Here is a 17,575-nt window from a genome sequence, read left to right on the forward strand (position 1 = left end):
TCGACATCTCATAATGAGATACAAGTGACAGAACAAAAGCTGGCCGGTCAGGGCGAACAGCCAAAACCTACAGTTTTGAATAACCGCCTTGAGGTGGTGCCATGTAAAAGGTCGATCGACCTCACAAGACAGCCCAACTCAAAATTGTATCAAAGATCCAGACCAAAACTTCAACTTTGCGATCGCACAACTTCCGTGCTATCGTGCCCTTTCTCGAACCATTCCAGATCATGTCCACATCAATTGACAACTTCTACCTAGGCGATGTCGCCTCCAACTTTCACTTTGCAGGCCCGCTGCTAGACTTTGAAGAAGAAATCCAGAATCAATCTCCCTTTCACGATTTAGATTACCTCACAGGCGAAATTAAAAGGGGATTCCTAGACTACGTGCGTCAAGGAATCATGCTGGACGCCATCCGAAAGCTGCGATTGTACAAAGACAAATTCAAAACTTTTAAAAGTTACTGCGAACAAGCATTAGGCAGGCAGTATTTTTACTGCACGCAAATTATCAAAGCTGCGAGCATTTGCCTGCGCTTAATTAAAGCCGGATTTGAGATTTTGCCTAGCTGCGTTGCTCAAGTTGTCCCTTTGTTCAAACACGCAATTACCGACCAATACGGCGACTGTCGTTTACAGGAAAAGTGGCAAGAAGTTGTCGATGTCATACCCAAAGAAAGGATTACGGCAGTAACTATTGCTGAAACCGTTGACAACAATCCCAACCTCCGGCTCAAACAAATTCGGATTAAAACCGACACCTACGCCATTTTAACGAAAAAAGCAGCCGCAGCCGGACTGTCAATTTCGGAATTTTTGGCAAGGTTGGTTGGCGAATACAATCCCAGAAATTCAGACCAGCCAGCGGAACATACTCCCGAACAAGAGGAGATTTTAGACCAATTAGACGCGGAGTTTAAGAAGCCTGCCACGGAACCGACTTCAACTTCTGCCCCAGGAAAAGTTAAGTCTAAAGGTTTTGGAGTCAAAGTTGAGCCTAAAGGTGGTAAAACGGAAGTGAAGGCGAAAACTTCGGAAAGGGAAGTTAAGGCGAAAACTTCGGAAGGTGAAGTTAAGTTCAAAAATCGGCAAACTGAAATCAAAGCCGAGAAACAGTCGAATTCATTTAATGAGAAAAATCATGAAGTCATCTGCCCAAAATCCTATCATGCGTCAACTGAAATTAATGGAGGCTCAACTGAACGAAATTCAGTGCCACCTTATTAAAGCCAGTGTGTTGAATTGGTGGCAAATAGTTTTGCCTGACGGTCAGAAAATTGCGATCGAGCACGCGGGCGGCGGACACTGGATTTTTCGGGCTAACGGGCTTGAGAAATTTCATCCAGAAGTGCGGCTAGCGGTGTTAAGGGCGATCGCCGAAGGCTGTCGCCGATAAGTTACGGGTAAGGACACGGCATCACAGCCGTGTCCCGGAAGGGGCTGGTGGGCGATCGATCTGATTTCATATCATTTGGGGATGCAGGGGGCGATCGACATCAGTTAGGCTTGGTGTCTGAGTCCAAGATTTAGGCGATCGAGTAATGCTTCTAAATTCGTAAGTGTTCGTTGTTTTATCTTTTAACGCTTCGGTAATCGTGTTATTTCTCTATGGTGGCGGGAGTTGTCGCAGCAATCCCTTTTTTTAGCTGGATTGTAGCAAGTCAGGGCTGTCAGTTGCACTGAGTCAGGGGCTGGGTGCGAATGGGCGATCGTAAGTAAGGTAATATAGATTGATGGAGTAGCTACGCCTTGACATGAAACTACCTGACTACACCACTGCTTATAAATACTCGATTAAAAGTAAGGTGGAACTGGAAGCGGAGTTTAATAGCCTCGCAGAAGAATGGCGTACCGAGACAAGGATGCTGTCATTGGTTGCACAGAAGTCAATGCACCCAGCTTACCAGAGAATTATTGGCATGGGACAGCCTGTTGCACCGTTGATTTTGCGCGATCTTGAACAAAAACCCGATCGTTAGTTTTGGGCGTTGAGGGCTATTAGTGGTGAACATCCGGTAAAACCGAACAGCGTGGTTGGATGTCCCAAATGGCTCAAGCGTGGATACAATGGGGGAAAAAAACGGTTATGTAATTATATTTAGACATATGGTTAAAATTATCTGGACTGACTATATGCAATATAGAGCCGAGTTAAGGGGGTTTGACTTAAGTATCTTGGAAAATATTATTAGATTTTCGGGAGAAAGGTATGATGACACAGTAACGGGAACTCAAATTGTTGTGGGTAAACATAATCAGGAATTGGTTATGATACCTTATGAAATAAATGAAGATTCTATTACTCCGATCACTGTGCATACAACTACTCGTCAACAAATAAAGTTTCGTTTAACAAGTGGGAGATTGGTAATTTATGAATAATCCAAAAATGGCGTATTTTGAAAAAGAGGATATTCTTCATTTAACGATTTCTGATGAACGGGAAGTCGGAAGTGTGGAAATCAGCCCTAATATTACGGTAGAACTCAATGAAGCCGGGGAATTAATTGGGATTGAAATTATTAATGCTAGTGCTTTTATTCGAGATTCAATTTTAGAATCTGTGCAAGCTAGATTATTAACATTCAGCGGAAATAAGTAGCCAATTCGTTAATGAGAAGGCTGATATAATTCTAATTATTATGAGTTGTTCAACCAAATTTAGTAAAAAGTAATTTATAGGGACAACTAAAAAATGACTGTAAATGAGCCGACCATAAGATTTAAAATAGTGATACCAGATGAATCTCAATGGACAAATAAACAAAGAGGTACTTTTTGGGAAACTGTGTCAGCAGATTTATTTCGTAAACAACGATGGAAAGTAACTCAAGATATAGAATTTGAAGGAATGCAAACTGATATCTATGTCAAACACTTAGATACTGATGAAATAGGATTAATTGAATGTAAATTTCAGCAAGAGCTTATAGATGCTCCTACTATATTCAAGTTAATGGGTCAAGCTCTTTACAAAAAGGTTGACTTTGCCTACTTACTCTCAAATTCTGATCTTAACAAAAACGCAAAACCGGTTGTTCTTGAATATAAACAGCAACAAAATAAACCATTTAGTTTAGTGAGTTGGAGTTCAAATGAACTTGCTGAAGTATTTATGGGTTTATATAATATTAAACCGCCTGATATGGGTAAAATAAGTGGTCGTTGTGAAACTATTACATTATTAGTAACGCATGAAAAAAATTTCTTTTGGGTCGCAGAAGAAATAGGAAATAGTCATAGTCCAAATTGTGCTATTATTTTCCCAACTCAAAAGAGTAACAGATGTTTGAGTTCAGAAGAATGGAAAGAATATTTTGCTAGTGATAAAGAGTGGAAAAATCTTGAAGTTACTGTTTTCAATCCAACAGTAATTGAGCCTAAAAATAAATTAATAAACCAGTCGATTTCGGAAAAAAGAGTAACAATATCGAACATTAATCAGGCTGATAGTTTTGATGATTACCATCGTCCATCCCGCCCTGAAGATTTTTTTGGACGTAAGACACATCAACATAAGTTTTGGGAGTTTGTCAAAAAAGTAAGGGATAACAGCACAGACTTAAGAGTTGTTTCTTTTTCGGGAAATACAGGGTTAGGCAAATCATCTTTAGTTCTTAAGTTAGCATCAGAATGCGGTAGTAAATCAGAAAATGAAGATAAGAGAAATGTTTACATATATCATATAGATGTTACGAGCGTCAACCAAACAAATGTAGATTTATTTGTAAGTGCCGCTATTACAAAAGCATTAGAAGGTGCTATTGATAGTAAATTTGTTGAGATTCCTAATTACCTAGTATCTCTAAATCCTGAATCACCTTTTGATAGTGAATCAATTCGATTATTAATAGAAAACCTTGAAAATAGTGGTAAGGTGATTGTAATCTTTTTCGATCAATTTGAAGAAATTTTGACGAGATATGCACTTTCATCTCTTTACGGTTTGTTTAAGGAAGCAGCTTATAAGATTGATTGTTTAAAAAAGAATATAGTTTTAGGCTTTTGCTGGAGAACCGATGTTCATTTACCCCCAGAACATCCAGCATCTTCTACATGGGAAAAGCTACAAGAGCGACTAAAAAATATTAAGTTGGCTGAATTTTCTGAGTCAGAATCATTAGAATTATTAGAGGGATTTCAGGAATATGTAACAACTAAGAAAGATAAAGAATTAGAAATAATTACAAAAGCCACTTCGTTGCGTGACAATCTTTCTAGTCAACCTTGGTTCAATCAACCTTGGTACTTAAAAAGAGAGTGCGGTGAACTTTATAATCAAGATATTGATCAATCTAAACTTGATCCAGACCCGAACAAGGTGATAACCAAGTCTGATATCGAAACAAGCTTTAATAAAGATATTCAGGGAGCTATTATCACTGGAGATGATAAGTGTTTAAAGTATATAGCTAAATTTTCTCCAGTTTCTAAGATGGATGTACGCCGCGAGTTTAATAAAGATGTAATTAGTAGCCTCTTAAAAAGCAAGCTAGTTATTGAAACTGGGGAAAACTATAAAATCTACTGGGATATATTTCGTGAATATTTGTTGGATGGTAAGCTACCTGAAATGATAATAAGCTATAGACCCCGAACGAAAATTTCAACGGCCTGGAAAATCTTTAGACGGCTTAATCAATATCAAACAATATCAGACTTAGTAAGGGTATTAGGCTATAGCGAGGGCGTAGTTGAGAATGCTATTCTGGATTTGCAAAAGTTTTTTGAAGTAAGAAAGGACGAAAGAGGCAAAATAATAGTATTAGAGAAATTTCTAAAGTTACAAGATGAGGAAATAGCTGAAATATTAGCTGAACAAATCCAGAATCATGTCATAATAAAAAAAATTTATGAACAACTGAAACCAGGTGAATGGATATGGCTTGCTCAATTTCAAAAATTGTTGTCTGAGCAATATAATTTGAACTCAACAACGGCATCGGATTATGCCAGTCGAATGTTGTCATGGTTTCATTTTGCTGGTTTGCTGGAGGAAAGAAATAGGCAAATAGTCAGACCAAATAATCCAAAGCAGGGGAAACAAAAAGGGAAACCTGAAAATTGTGAGCCTCCTTATGCTTCACAACCTAAATCCACTGTAGTTGAGGGACAACTCTCCTTGTTGGATACCAGTAGCTATCGCAGTCGCCATGATGATTAGGACAATTTTATTTGTGGGATAACTTACGTGGCGTTGCTGATTTACGGTATGAAAGGCTAAATATGCACATCATAGAAACCAGTATTCACAACGCTTCGGGATTTTCAAGTGATTTTTTTCATACCCTGATTAAGCAACGCCGTTAATTGTCTAGCGAAAGACCAGACTCTCGGTAGGACGGCCAACCTAAAACCCTTGATTTATAAATGATGGAAATTCATGGACACAACTGGACTCGAACCAGTGACCCCTACGATGTCAACGTAGTGCTCTAACCAACTGAGCTATGCGTCCTCACGAATTCCTAATGTAGCAGAACATACGATCGCCTGTCAAGCATAAATATGAAATTTTTTAAGCAGGCACTCTTGACATCGCCCCTAATGCCCCATCCCCCGCCAAATCTTCACAGTTCGATCGCCCGCACCGCTAGCCAAACTCCCCCCATCAGCACTAAACGCCACCGACAAAACCTCCTCCCCGTGGCCCGTCAGAATTTCCAGCAAACCCCCCGTACCCGCATCCCACAAATAAATCGTCCCATCCCGACTCCCCGTCGCCAAAACCCTACCATCGGGACTCAACGCCACACACAAAACATCCCCAGAATTGTCCCTCATACTCCGCAGCAGCGTCCCTCGCCCCTGTGCATCCACCCGCCACAGCTTCGCCGTACCATCCCGACTCCCCGTCGCCAAAATCGATGATCCTTCTGCATCTCCCCCCCTTACCAAGGGGGGGCTGGGGGGGGTCTGACCGGCAGGGGACACAGAGGAAGTCAATCCTTCTCCTACTCCCCCCCTTACCAAGGGGGGGCTGGGGGGGGTCGCAAAAACGATCGCCCGCACCCAATCCCCGTGCTCTGCTAAAGTACAAATCGATCGACCCTTTTGCCAATCCCACAACTGCACAGTCTTGTCCCGGCTGCCGCTAGCCAAAAACTCCCCGCCAGGACTAAAAGCCACCGCCTCCACCCCGCCAGCGTGACCAGTCAAAGCCGACATCCGCCTTCCCTTATTCAAATTCCACAACTGCACAGTTTTGTCCCGACTGCCGCTAGCCAAAACCTGACCATCCCGACCAAACGCCACAGCAGAAACCCTGTCAGAATGACCCGCCAAAGCGTACCACCACTTACCCTTATTCAAATTCCAAATATGAATCATTTTGTCCCGGCCGCCACTAGCCAAAGTCGCGCCATCAGGACTAAACGCCACACAAGTCACCCAGTCAGAATGACCCGTAAGAGTGTACCACCGCCTACCAGTCTCCAACTTCCACATCTCAATCGTCTTGTCCTCACTGCCGCTAGCTAAAGTCGCGCCATCAGGACTGAAAGCTACCGACGTAACAGCATTAGAATGCCCTACCAGAGTATGAACACACCTCCAAGTAGGCGCGCGTGCGGGCACAACCCGCTGCATCGGCGGCACAGGTAAAATGGTGCCTGCAACCGTTGGCGGCACTGCATTCTGCACCACAGGCGTCCTCTGCGGCACGGAAATTTTAGGCGCTGGTAGGGGCGGTGCCCCCGTGCCCGCCCCCGTGCCCGCCCCCGTGCCCGCCCCCGCCGACTGCTGCGGCTGCAAATCTTTCAATACCTCAGCTACAGATTTGTAGCGCCGACTGAGACTCGATTCGATCATTTTGTCGAGGATGCGACTTAATTTCGGATCAATTGGAACCTTCAAAAAGTCTCGCCAAACCCAAGCATCTTGATTGATATCGAACAAATCAAAAGGAGATATTTGAGTCAGCAAATAAATGCAAGTTACTCCCAAACTATACAAATCACTGGCATAAACCGCTTGACCTCTAATTTGTTCCGGCGCGACGAATTCGGGAGAACCGATGACTGTACCGGTTTCTCTCAAACCCTCCACAAGTTTTGCAGCGCCAAAATCAACTAAAACTAATTCCCCGGTTAATGTTGGGTAAGTATAAATGGTGGGAGTTTGAGAAAGGCGGCGGCGGATAATATTGGGGGGTTTAATATCTCGGTGAATTACACTGCGATCGTGCACGAACTGCAATACTGGCAATAAATCCTTCAGCAGACTAAGAATCTGACTTTCGCTGAAAGGCCCACTCCGCGCCAACTCTTCCTGTAAATTCTGACCTTCTATAAATTCCTGTACCAAATACTGATAGCGTTCCTGCTGAAAGTGCGCCAGCAGTTCGGGAATTTGCGGGTGTTTCCCCAATTCGTCTAGCCGCACCGCTTCTCGGTTGAATAATTCTGCTGCTTTCTCGCTGCTGCTGGTACCTTGGGATAGGGGAAAAAACTGTTTAATTGCACAGCGCGGTTTTGAGGGTTTGTCTTGGTCTATTGCTAAAAAAGTGCGGCCAAAACCGCCGCGCCCAAGGGGTTTGATGGCGCGGTAACGCTCTCTGAGCAACAGTTTGGAGCCGCAATTCAGGCAGAATTGGGTACGATCGGCATTTTGCGGGTTTTGACAGGCGGGGTTTAGGCAATAACTCATAACTAAACCGAGAAGGAATCAGCAGCACATCTCTATGATACTGACGCCCAAGCGCGATCGACTCTCGCGTTACAATTAAAAACCAAAGGACTTGAGTCGTCAGAATTTAAGATGTGGCTTTTACTTTCAGAGCATACTCTTTAAACCTTTCCAAGTCAGCCTGAATTGTCGATTCAACCACGCGGCCCAGAAATAGGTTATCCATCAATTTTCCCAGCCAGCCGGGAATTCCGTAAGCCACTGTCAGCTTGACGATACTGCTGTCTTTGCGATCGTAAAATCTTACGGCACCTCGATTTGGTAAGCCGTCTACCGATTCCCACTGAATTATCTGATTCGGCACTAATTTGAGAATCCGAGAAAGCCAGCTAAATTCTAACCCGCCAGTTGCGAGTTTCCAGCGAGACAACTCTGGATCTTCTTCGAGAACATGAACAGATTCTATCCACTTCATCCAGCGCGGCATTTGCTCTAAATCTGACCAGAGTTGCCACGCTAATTCGATGGGAATTGCCACTTCTACTTGGACACTGTGTTCTAACCAATCAGTCATGGGATTTTAGATTTTAGATTTTAGATTTTAGATTGAAGAATTGTTTCTTTTTTTCTTGTTACCAGGAAGAGCCTGGTAACGCAGATCCAGAGGCTCCGCCTCACTTTTCCTCTCGAATACTGGAGGCAGAGCCTCCCGATCGCCCTTCCCAGGCAGAGCCTGGGAACGAGAGAAAACGATAGAAGACTAAGGACTAATGACTGTAAGCTTCGAGAATTGCCTTAGCGGCTTGATGGCCTGAAAGTGTCGCTCCTTCCATACTATCAATGTAGTCTTGCTGAGTGTAACTTCCTGCTAAAAAGAAATTGGCGATCGGAGTTTTTTGAGCAGGGCGGAAAACATCCATTCCCGGTGCTTCGCGATACAAAGATTGAGCTAGCTTCACTACACTGTACCAAGTCATGTTTAATTCCCGCGCTGACGGGAATAAATCCTGAACTTGCTTAAGTACGTGTTGGGCGATCGCCTCATTGCTTTGTTTAATAAACGGATCTCCCGGAGTCAACACCAACTGCAACAGAGAACCTTGTCCTTCCTTATAATAATCCTTGGGACTTGTCAGCGCCAAATCAGCAAAACAGGAAAAATCTGCATCTGCTGAATATAGCAAATTATCGATGCCGACAGCGTGGCTCAACTGTTTGCGCTTGGCTTCGTCTTCCAATTCCGTTACCCAACCGTCGAACCGCAATTGCACTGTAGCAACTGGCACCGCATCTAATTTATAAATGTTGTCAAATTCTGACCATTTGCGCCAAGCTGGGGGCAATATTTTCTGAATTCCTGGTACGTCTAATGCAAAAAGATAAGCATCAGCGGTAATAGTTTCTTCAGTTTCGCCGCTAGCTACTGCCAAGCCTGTGACGCGGGTTTCTGCACCTTCTTCAAACTGAATTTCTCGGACTCTGCGCCGCGTGTAAATTTTTGCTCCTTTCTTTTCCAAATATTCCACAATTGGTTTGTGCAAGTATTCGCTGGGAGAACCAGCCAGCATTCGCATCCTTGATGCTTCTGTTTTGGTAGCAAAGAATTGAAATATTGTCAGCATACACCGAGCAGAAATATTTTCGGTGTCGATAAAACCCAGTGCGTAGGCGATCGGATTCCACATTCTTTTGAGCGAGTTTTGGTTGCCGCCATGACTGCGGAACCAGTCAGCAAAGCTAACTTTATCCAAATCGCGGATGGTTTTCATCGCTCCGTCAAAGTCGATCAAACCTCGGACGATCGGGCTAGTTCCCAGGGCGATCGAATTTTGGATTTTGTCCTGTACCGATAGCTGAGATGTAGTAAAAAATGCCTTCAATCCGTGCAAAGGAGCACCCACCGGAAAGCGAAAATCCAAAGAACCAGTTTCGCCGCCTCGATTGATAAAAGTGTGGACGTGTTCTTTGACGAGCAAGTCGTCAAAAGCTCCCACTTTTTTCATCAGGGCAAATAAGTTATAATAGCAACCGAAGAAGACGTGCAAACCCATTTCAACGTGATTGCCGTCGGGATCTACCCAACTGCCGACTTTGCCGCCAACAAAGGGGCGGGATTCAAAAATTTCTACTTCGTGGCCGGCCTCCACTAAATCGACTGCTGTGGTCATTCCAGCCAGTCCCGCACCTGCGATCGCAACCCGCATTTTACCTATCCTTTACAGTATTTTTACAAATTGTAACAAAATTTAGAATATTAGAAATATTATTAAAGTTCGTAAATGCCGATCGACACTTGTATAGCCCTCTGAATTCTGGCTAGGACATCGGCACTAAGTTGACCGTAAGCGCCTTGTTCCAGATAAGTCTTTTGGACAGTTATAATTTGCTCGCAGACAGCCAGCGAGTCAGATTCTAACCCTCCTTCACCAGGCGGAATCAAAACCCGACTCGGAGTTTCGCCCCCTCTCAAATCGCTAGTAAAAGGGACAATCAGTACAGTACGGCTCAATTCATTCCGGCTATCTATGGAAACGACAGCAACAGGACGCTTTTTGGTATCTCCGATCGTTCGCAAAGCTCTAACAAGATAAACTTCGCCTTGTCGCGGATAAGCTTCTGTCATTGTATCAAAGACCTTCCTCTATTAAAATTTCTTCCATTTGTTCCTGAGCAAATGTTGCCCATTCTTCCTCAAACTCAATATCTTCTTGGCTGCAGTTTTGATAAAACTTCCGCAACTTATCTTCTATTTGCTTAGCGTACCAGAGACGGAGAGCTTGTTCGATCGCCTCCGTCCAATCATCAGTAAGTTGGTCTATTTTCTCCGCGAATTCAGCATCAAGGGCGACTAACACTTCTCGCTTTTGAGTAGAATTTGACATAATCATTTTCCTTTATAATTTAAAAACTAGGGTGCGCTGGGGCGCACCTTACAAATTACTTTTACATATTCTTTCTTCCTTCTTCCTTCTTCCTTCTTCCTGCTTCTTTATTCCTTCAAAACATCGGCATTAACTGAAGTGGCCCAATTCCCAACTCTTTAGCAGACACCCAGCGAACCTCAAGCAAAGCGATCATATCCTTAAACTGAGGCTGACCGCGAGAAGCACCCATCAACCCTTTAGCAATAATCAAACCGCACCAACCGTTGGTTAATTTACAGCGACGGTCCCATTTCTTGCGAGCTTCCTGATGCACCGGATCGTCTTCATTAAACTCCCCAAACAAATACAGCTCCCCATTTTTAGTTTGCAAAATACCCAAGTCGAATTGCTCATCCTGAAAAGGATTTTCGCCCGGATTAAAACCAATCCCCTTCACACCTCCAGCTTCTTTCAAATCCTGAATCATAGTTTTTGCCTTCGGATGAGAAGTTTGGATCATCACCACCGGCAAACCATCTCCGGCGGTATTAATATCAACTTCTGCACCTTGGTGAAACTGGACACTTTGGCGCAGGAAATCTACCGTTTCCCAAGGTACGGCACCGAGACTCAAAAATGAATTTTGCGGTACTAAATCGTCCCGCAGCAGTGGCTTGTCAAATTCATCATCGTCATCATCGTCATCATCGTCATCACCGAGCATCTGTAATAATTCGTCTGACACATCGGGCATCGTGGAAACTTTAACGGATACCTGTTGAATTTCTCCGTCAGGCTGCGGCACTGGGATGCGGTAGCGGCTGCTAAGACTGGGAAAAGTGTCTGAACCCAATTTCCGGCGACCGTTGCGGAAAAAGCGATGAAATGCTTCGAGAGCAACTAACATCGTGAGGGCTTCTTCTTCGTAAAGGATCGATCGCAATCCTTCTAAAGGATGTAGGTTGCCGAAATTTGGTTCAATTTCCGAGGGAGGCAAATCGGCTAAATCAATTTCGTCCTCGTCGTCCTCATCAATATCTGCTGCACTTTCAAAGGTAACAAACAAACAGTCTTGCCCTAAAAAAGCCTGTTCTAAATCTTCAAAAGATTCATCGTTGACGACTCGTTCTCGAAACCGCTTCAAGGATTCTAGAGAACGGTACAGTAAAACTCCGTAATCCATTCTGCCTTGCCCCAATACGGACACGTAGAGGCTGGCGACATCCCACTGATTGATTTCAATAGATATAATTTGGTGTTCCCTCAAAGTCCGCCACGGAGCGTCTTGCCAAATTTGAGCAGCTTTTTCCATTAAAACTTCAGCATACTGAGGTGGCAACTCAGGAGGTCTGTTGATGGCGACCTCTTCCATGCCGCGAAATATTTCGTCAATTAGGGGCAATTCCGGCACGTAGTCAATGGAAATGCCTAAATCTTGAAGTACGCCCCGCAGATAAAATTGAATTTCTCGGTTTTTGACTACTATTTTTTGGGGGCGGACTGCGGGAGCCGGACTTTGGGGATGTTCCATTGCCCGTAGCAGGGCCCGGACGAGCGCCTCTGGGCCGGCATCTGGGCCTACCATGTCCATAGCCCTCACGACTCCTTCGGAGCCATCGACCCAGAGAATGCACTCGCCACCAGCTTCTAGAACGTCATCGTCATCTAGCATCATGTGTGAGTCAGCATTAGATAAGGGTCGGCGATCGCCCTCCCACACGCTGGGAATTTGAGGTAAGTTTTGTAGCCGACGAAGAGTAGTGCGATTCAGCGCTGCCATAGAGTAAGCCCGTTGGGTGAAGCATTGTTGCGGTGCCGGTAGCCGGTCAACCGCTGCTTATCAATCATAAACCCTATAGGGGGAGAGGACATCGAGCTGGGGAACGAGGCCCCACGGGAATTAAAAATTAGAAGCTAAAAATTCGGCCTTCAGCATCTAACCTTATGCCTTCTGGCGAATGCCTGTACAATGGAGGGATAAGATTACACTCTTAGCATTAGACAATCTCAGGAGTTCGGCAAATTGTCAGGAACCTCAGCCTAAAGGCATGAGGCTTGAAGGAGAAATCTAACAAGCCGTTCTGACCAGCCTAAGTCTTAACTGACTACGTTTTTCGAGTCACGACACCCTGGGATGCGTAGCTAGTTCCTTGCTCTGTCGTTGAGAGTTAAACAGTTCTAAGGTCACTGGAACAGTGCTTTCAGCCTAACAAGCTCTTAAAACATTGGCGAAGCTAACTTTACTCCGAAAGGAGATTGAGGCAACCATACCTCGCCGGAGGGGCAACCATACCTCTCCACCCCACAAAAGTTTTAACTCAATGTAAAGCCGTCCTAAAAGGACGGGGTTTCTAACCCATATTTCTGATGACTCAAGCCATTTCTGAAAAGCGCGGCATTCAAATGACAGACTCTGCTGTCCGTCAAGTTTTAGCTCTGAGAGAGAAACAAGGTAAAGACCTCTGCTTGCGGGTAGGGGTGCGCCAGGGCGGCTGCTCTGGTATGTCTTACGTCATGGATTTCGCAGATCCGAGCACTGTGAAATCCGACGATGAAGTGTTCGACTACGATGGTTTTCAGGTAGTTTGCGATCGCAAGAGCATTCTTTATCTCTACGGTTTGGTTCTCGACTTCAGCGATGCTATGATCGGGGGCGGTTTTCAGTTTACTAACCCCAACGCAACTCAAACTTGCGGTTGTGGCAGTTCATTTTCTACATAAATTGGAAAATAGGGCATTGGGGATTGGTAATTGCTAATTGCTGAGAATGCCTCGGACTGCCTTGCGGCGTCCGGCACCCAATGCTCTTTCCAATCTAAAATCTCAAATCCCAAATCTAAAATCGAATGACCCCTGAAGAATTGTTTAAAGACGGTTTCGATCGCTACCAAGCTGGCGAAGCCCCGGCTAATCTGATCCCCGTGTTTAAAGAAGTGTGCGAAAAAGCTCCCAAAAATGGCAATGCTTGGGCTAGCCTCGCGTGGCTCTACCTGTTGGAAAATAAACCATCTTCGGCTCAAAAAGCAGCGAAAACAGCCGTTAAATTGAACCCTCATGACCCCCAAGCTCGCATCAACCTAGCAGTAGCGATCCTCGATCTCAAAGAGAAAGGAGTGCGTCCCCACGTAGAAGTGGCTCAGCAACTTCTGATGGCTTCCGAAGAGTTACTCGACGAAGTTAAAAAAAATTTTGAAGAAGGATTAAGTAGAAAACCCGACTGGAAGAGTCTCGCCCGCGTTAAACAGTGGCTTCTGGAGCCGTAACCGCGCAAACAAGTCTATTTGGGGCGGGGATCGACGAAAGTGGCTTTGCGGTTTATTACGACATCGTAATAAATCAATAAATAACTTTATGGAAAACTCAGAAAGTCAGTGCTAGTATTTGAAGACTTAGACGATTGACAAACCCGCTCAGCGGTTTTCAGATTTTACTACGATAATACTAGGAGTTGTAAAAACATGAGCACTGACAGCCACGTTAACATCAAACCCGCAACCCGCAACCACAAAGGTTTCTTTATTCAGCCAGCTTCTTACAAGTTGATGAGCATCGATAAATCCGGTTGGGCCTTGATTTGCATGGACAAAGCAGTTTGTCACTACGTAGACCCGGATGATTTGCAATTGCCCAATAAATCAGGAATGTCTGAAGGTTAATTCTGAAGTTGTGAGAGACTTTAAGATGCTTTATTTGAGTAGCTGCCCTCCATGGAGGGCAGCATCTTTTTTAGTAAGAAAAAAGTCCGGCAACGCGCAGTGAGCTCATGTCAGGTCGCTCAACCATAATATCCGGTCGGGGCGGGTTTATTGGATTTGGGATTTGTGTTGAATATCACGGTGAACCCGCCCCTACAACAATCACGATCGATTCACCGGACATGATATGAATCGGGATTTAAGGGATAGGCTGTTACGAATCTAGATTGTATTTTTGGGCGGGCGGGACGCTAGGGCCCCTACTCCCCACAAGACTTTGATTTTTTTTTGACACACAATTTAAGGCCGCAACAGCTTAGGAATGAGAATTAAATAACTTCCAAAAGTTTGTGGGATGGGCCTGAAAGCCCGTCCTGTTTGGACGGGCTCTTAGGCCCATCCCACAATAACAATTAAAATTGTAAGTTATTTAATTCGCGATCCTTAGAAGGATAGAAGGAAGAATTACCGATTACAAATTACCGATTACAAATTGCCTAATTGTTGTTAGATTTCAAGGCAAAAAGCATCTCCAACTCAGCAGTTGTCGGTTGCGTAGAAGCTGTGGCTACGCTAACTCCTCGGAGAGAATTCAGCAATTCAGCGGCGGGCGGGGAAACTAAATTTGGCTGTACTGCAAGCAAATATTGGTTAGCCCAAGACAGGGTTTTTTCCATATCTATGTAAAAGTAACCTTGGTTGGCTTGCGGTAAAGAAGTGGCGATCGCCTGAAAACTCGGACTGCTGCTTAACGGCTGGGGCGGCGTCGAAGTAATCACATCAACTAAAGGGCCACCGAAAGCTACAAACACAGAATTTTCATTCAGCCAACCGTGCCCGAATAAAGTGCCTTGCTGGGGTATTTTCCATTCCGTAACTTCCTTTCCTTGAACTTGTCTGGGGGCGACACTGACTGTAGGATTGCTTTTGGCGATCGCATCGAGTTTTTTCAGAGTTGCTTCTGCAGCAGGGCGATCGCTGGTTTCAAAAATCATCGCCGCCCCCATGCCCAACTGAGACAAAATCCCTTGATCCGAACCGATCGCCCCGATCGCAAATTCCCCATTCATCCAACCAAAAACCTCTCGATCCGCATCCAAATCCAACCGCTTAAAACTATCCCTCACCTGCTGAACTCCCCTGTCAACTTCCGGGCTATCTTGTGCCTCAGCGGTTGCTTGCGACCAAATTTTATCGATTCCCTGGCCGCCGACTAAAGCAATAGTTTCACCAGGAAATCTGGGTAACAATTTCGATGGGACTTGTGGATTTTGCTCGACGAATTTAGGGTCTAACTGAGCGATAGTTTTTACCCTCAATCCCGCACTGTCCGCCCCAATTCCCGCAACCAAAGACTTAACCTGTTTGAACTGCGAAAAAACTGTCCAAGGCAACTGGATATCAGCGGGCAAATTAGCTTTCAATTGCTCAATTGCAGCAGGATAATCAGCAATATAAACAGTTGCGATCGGATTCTTGACACCAGCACTCTCTGCAAAAAACTTAGTTGTACTCTGCTGCGTAGCGAGGGAGGGTTCTCCTTTAAAAGTATCGATCGCCAATTCCACAGGCTTTCTCAAAGGAGCCATCACTAATTGGTCGTTCAGCAAAGCCACACTGTAGCGCTTGCCAGTTGGCTCTGCAATGTCATAAATTTTAACTCCTTTATACTCAGTTTCTTGAGTAGTTGCACCGGGCTGAGATTTTAATTTATTCGCAAAATTCCAAGCGCTAATTTTATTTTTGACGCTGACTACTACCAGCAGTTTTGGAGGCTCTGTATTCGTCACAGCATCAGGGGGTAGCAAAGCGACCATCACCCCCCCTAACCAAGGTTTTAAGTCCCTGTCAAAGTCGATTTGAGTGCCGGCCAAGCTTTGTTCTTGAAAGGCCTTCAAACCCTGACCGACCAACTTTTGAGCCCCTGGCGTGCCAAATCGCTGCAACTGGGCCAACGCTTGGGGATTGGGGGAGATAAACGCGGCCATCATTGCTTCGTCGGGTACAACTTTGGCGCTGTCTTGAGGGTTGGATACTTGTTGGCTCAAACCCTGGAAGTAAAAGTAGACCGCAGCGCTACCTGCTGCGGCGATGGAGGCAGCAATTAGAAGCTTTGATTTTTTTGCAGGCATGGTTTGTTTTCCTCGCGTCCTTTATCAGTTTAATGAAAATACAGAAAGCTTGTGGGGAGGCGATCGAGGCTGCTCTTTATTTTTGTATGATTTAACACAAGTTTGGACGATCGTCTAAACTGCTAGAACTGTGCATTATTGGTAAAAGATGAAAGTAGCGATCGCGGGAGCAACGGGATTTGTAGGTAGCCGGCTGGTGGAGAAGCTGCAAGCTGCGGGACATCAAGTGGTGGTTTTGAGCAGGGATGGGGCGAAGGCTAGCCGAGTTTTTCCGGCTTCAGCTTATCCGAATTTGGAAGTTGTCGCCTACACTCCAGCGGAGTCTGGTGATTGGCAAAAGTCGATCGCGGGCTGCGACGCTGTTGTCAATTTAGCTGGGGTTCCGATTGCGGAGGAAAGGTGGACGGAGGCGCGCCAGCAAGCAATTCTGGACAGTCGCAAACTGACTACGGCAAAATTGGTCGAGGCGATCGTCAATGCTAATCCTAGACCATCTGTGTTTGTTAGCGCATCGGCGATCGGCTATTACGGAACCAGCGAAACCGCTGAGTTTGACGAAACGAGCCTCGCGGGAAACGATTTTTTAGCAACAGTTTGCAAGGACTGGGAAGCAGCCGCCCAACCTGCAAAAAATGCGGGAACGCGGTTAGCAATTTTGCGGCTGGGGATAGTTTTGGGAATGGGAGGCGCGTTGGCAAAAATGCTGCCACCTTTTAAACTATTTGCAGGCGGCCCAATTGGGACAGGAAAACAGTGGTTTTCTTGGGTTCATCGCGAGGATGTGGTTGATTTAATTCTGTATGCTTTGCAAAATTCGCAAGTTGAAGGCGTTTTGAATGCGACAGCACCGAATCCGGTGCGGATGAATGAATTGTGTCAAACTTTAGGGGAAGTTTTAAAGCGACCTTCTTGGTTGCCGGTGCCAGGTTTTGCATTAGAAATGCTGTTGGGAGACGGGGCAAAAGTTGTTTTGGAAGGGCAGAAAGTGTTGCCGAAACAAACTTTAGCTAGCGGTTTTCAATATCAATATCCGACGCTTAAATTAGCACTCGAAGAAATTTTATCGGGAAGCTAGAAATCGAATCCTCGTTGTTCAAGAAACCGGGTTTCTGCGATAATTCTGGCATCTTCACGCCCGATTTGGTGAAGAAACCCGGTTTCTGAGGCCCTGCCAACCATCCAAGAAACCGGGTTTCTGCGATACTTTTGGCATCCTACCGAAGATTTGGGTAAGAAACCCGGTTTCTGACTCCCCG

18 protein-coding genes and 1 tRNA gene are annotated in these 17,575 nt (G+C 45.0%); 10 read left to right on the forward strand and 9 right to left on the reverse strand.

All coding sequences use genetic code 11. From position 1 onward, the window contains the following. Positions 1–230 precede the first annotated feature (230 nt). The 6 genes from QT973_RS06685 (at position 231) to QT973_RS06710 (ending at position 5,166) form a co-directional block, all read left to right on the forward strand. A complete protein-coding gene (locus QT973_RS06685; RefSeq protein WP_333208029.1) occupies positions 231–1,229 on the forward strand; it encodes a hypothetical protein in 999 nt (332 codons plus the stop codon). Between the two features lie 7 nt (positions 1,230–1,236). Further along, a complete protein-coding gene (locus QT973_RS06690) occupies positions 1,237–1,398 on the forward strand; it encodes a hypothetical protein (RefSeq protein WP_333055576.1) in 162 nt (53 codons plus the stop codon). 358 nt (positions 1,399–1,756) lie between these two features. Beyond that, positions 1,757–1,981, forward strand: a complete 225-nt coding sequence (locus QT973_RS06695; protein ID WP_333259380.1) for a hypothetical protein — start codon at positions 1,757–1,759, stop codon at positions 1,979–1,981. A gap of 55 nt (positions 1,982–2,036) precedes the next feature. After that, complete coding sequence (locus QT973_RS06700) at positions 2,037–2,384, forward strand: hypothetical protein (RefSeq protein WP_333259383.1); 348 nt, start codon at positions 2,037–2,039, stop codon at positions 2,382–2,384. Beyond that, complete coding sequence (locus tag QT973_RS06705; RefSeq protein ID WP_333259386.1) at positions 2,377–2,604, forward strand: DUF2283 domain-containing protein; 228 nt, start codon at positions 2,377–2,379, stop codon at positions 2,602–2,604. The genes QT973_RS06700 and QT973_RS06705 overlap by 8 nt, the downstream gene beginning before the upstream one ends. 93 nt (positions 2,605–2,697) lie before the next feature. Further along, a complete protein-coding gene (locus QT973_RS06710; protein WP_333259389.1) occupies positions 2,698–5,166 on the forward strand; it encodes a restriction endonuclease in 2,469 nt (822 codons plus the stop codon). Between the two features lie 220 nt (positions 5,167–5,386). Here the strand turns inward: QT973_RS06710 and QT973_RS06715 are convergent. The 7 genes from QT973_RS06715 to QT973_RS06745 form a co-directional block, all read right to left on the reverse strand. Further along, positions 5,387–5,460 (reverse strand) — tRNA-Val (locus QT973_RS06715). An 86-nt stretch (positions 5,461–5,546) separates the two neighbouring features. Then, positions 5,547–7,649 (reverse strand): serine/threonine-protein kinase, encoded by a 2,103-nt coding sequence (locus tag QT973_RS06720; RefSeq protein WP_333390978.1) that lies wholly within the window; start codon positions 7,647–7,649, stop codon positions 5,547–5,549. A gap of 106 nt (positions 7,650–7,755) precedes the next feature. Next, the gene (locus tag QT973_RS06725) at positions 7,756–8,202 is read right to left on the reverse strand and encodes an SRPBCC family protein (protein WP_015175311.1); all 447 of its coding nucleotides are present in this window, start codon (positions 8,200–8,202) and stop codon (positions 7,756–7,758) included. A 193-nt stretch (positions 8,203–8,395) separates the two neighbouring features. Next, a complete protein-coding gene (gene zds / locus QT973_RS06730) occupies positions 8,396–9,832 on the reverse strand; it encodes a 9,9'-di-cis-zeta-carotene desaturase (protein ID WP_333055582.1) in 1,437 nt (478 codons plus the stop codon). A 62-nt stretch (positions 9,833–9,894) separates the two neighbouring features. Then, a complete protein-coding gene (locus tag QT973_RS06735; RefSeq protein ID WP_333055583.1) occupies positions 9,895–10,251 on the reverse strand; it encodes a type II toxin-antitoxin system PemK/MazF family toxin in 357 nt (118 codons plus the stop codon). A gap of 4 nt (positions 10,252–10,255) precedes the next feature. Next, positions 10,256–10,510: a hypothetical protein gene (locus QT973_RS06740; protein WP_333055584.1), complete on the reverse strand. Its 255-nt coding sequence runs from the start codon at positions 10,508–10,510 to the stop codon at positions 10,256–10,258. 115 nt (positions 10,511–10,625) lie between these two features. Beyond that, positions 10,626–12,272, reverse strand: coding sequence for a DUF6930 domain-containing protein (locus QT973_RS06745; RefSeq protein ID WP_333390981.1), 1,647 nt, complete (start codon positions 12,270–12,272; stop codon positions 10,626–10,628). 587 nt (positions 12,273–12,859) lie between these two features. On the opposite strand from QT973_RS06745, the gene QT973_RS06750 reads away from it, so the two are divergent. The 3 genes from QT973_RS06750 (at position 12,860) to QT973_RS06760 (ending at position 14,148) form a co-directional block, all read left to right on the forward strand. Next, positions 12,860–13,213, forward strand: coding sequence for a HesB/IscA family protein (locus tag QT973_RS06750; RefSeq protein ID WP_006632680.1), 354 nt, complete (start codon positions 12,860–12,862; stop codon positions 13,211–13,213). A gap of 125 nt (positions 13,214–13,338) precedes the next feature. Beyond that, on the forward strand, positions 13,339–13,755 hold the full coding sequence (locus tag QT973_RS06755; protein ID WP_333055586.1) for a tetratricopeptide repeat protein: 417 nt from the start codon (positions 13,339–13,341) through the stop codon (positions 13,753–13,755). 195 nt (positions 13,756–13,950) lie between these two features. Then, complete coding sequence (locus QT973_RS06760) at positions 13,951–14,148, forward strand: hypothetical protein (RefSeq protein WP_006632682.1); 198 nt, start codon at positions 13,951–13,953, stop codon at positions 14,146–14,148. Positions 14,149–14,684: 536 nt separating this feature from the next. Here the strand turns inward: QT973_RS06760 and QT973_RS06765 are convergent. Further along, on the reverse strand, positions 14,685–16,319 hold the full coding sequence (locus tag QT973_RS06765) for a DUF3352 domain-containing protein (RefSeq protein ID WP_333390984.1): 1,635 nt from the start codon (positions 16,317–16,319) through the stop codon (positions 14,685–14,687). 148 nt (positions 16,320–16,467) lie between these two features. Here QT973_RS06765 and thyD point away from each other — a divergent pair, with 148 nt between their 5' ends. Next, entirely contained in the window at positions 16,468–17,394 is a 927-nt protein-coding gene (thyD, locus tag QT973_RS06770) for a thylakoid membrane protein ThyD (protein ID WP_333208021.1), read from the forward strand. Here the strand turns inward: thyD and QT973_RS06775 are convergent. Then, positions 17,391–17,575: hypothetical protein (locus QT973_RS06775; RefSeq protein ID WP_333390987.1), on the reverse strand; the 185-nt coding region annotated here is incomplete at its 5' end. The two genes, thyD and QT973_RS06775, sit on opposite strands and share 4 nt — an antisense overlap.

Origin of the sequence: Microcoleus sp. Z1_A1, assembly GCF_036700305.1 — a bacterium.
Lineage (GTDB): Bacteria > Cyanobacteriota > Cyanobacteriia > Cyanobacteriales > Microcoleaceae > Microcoleus.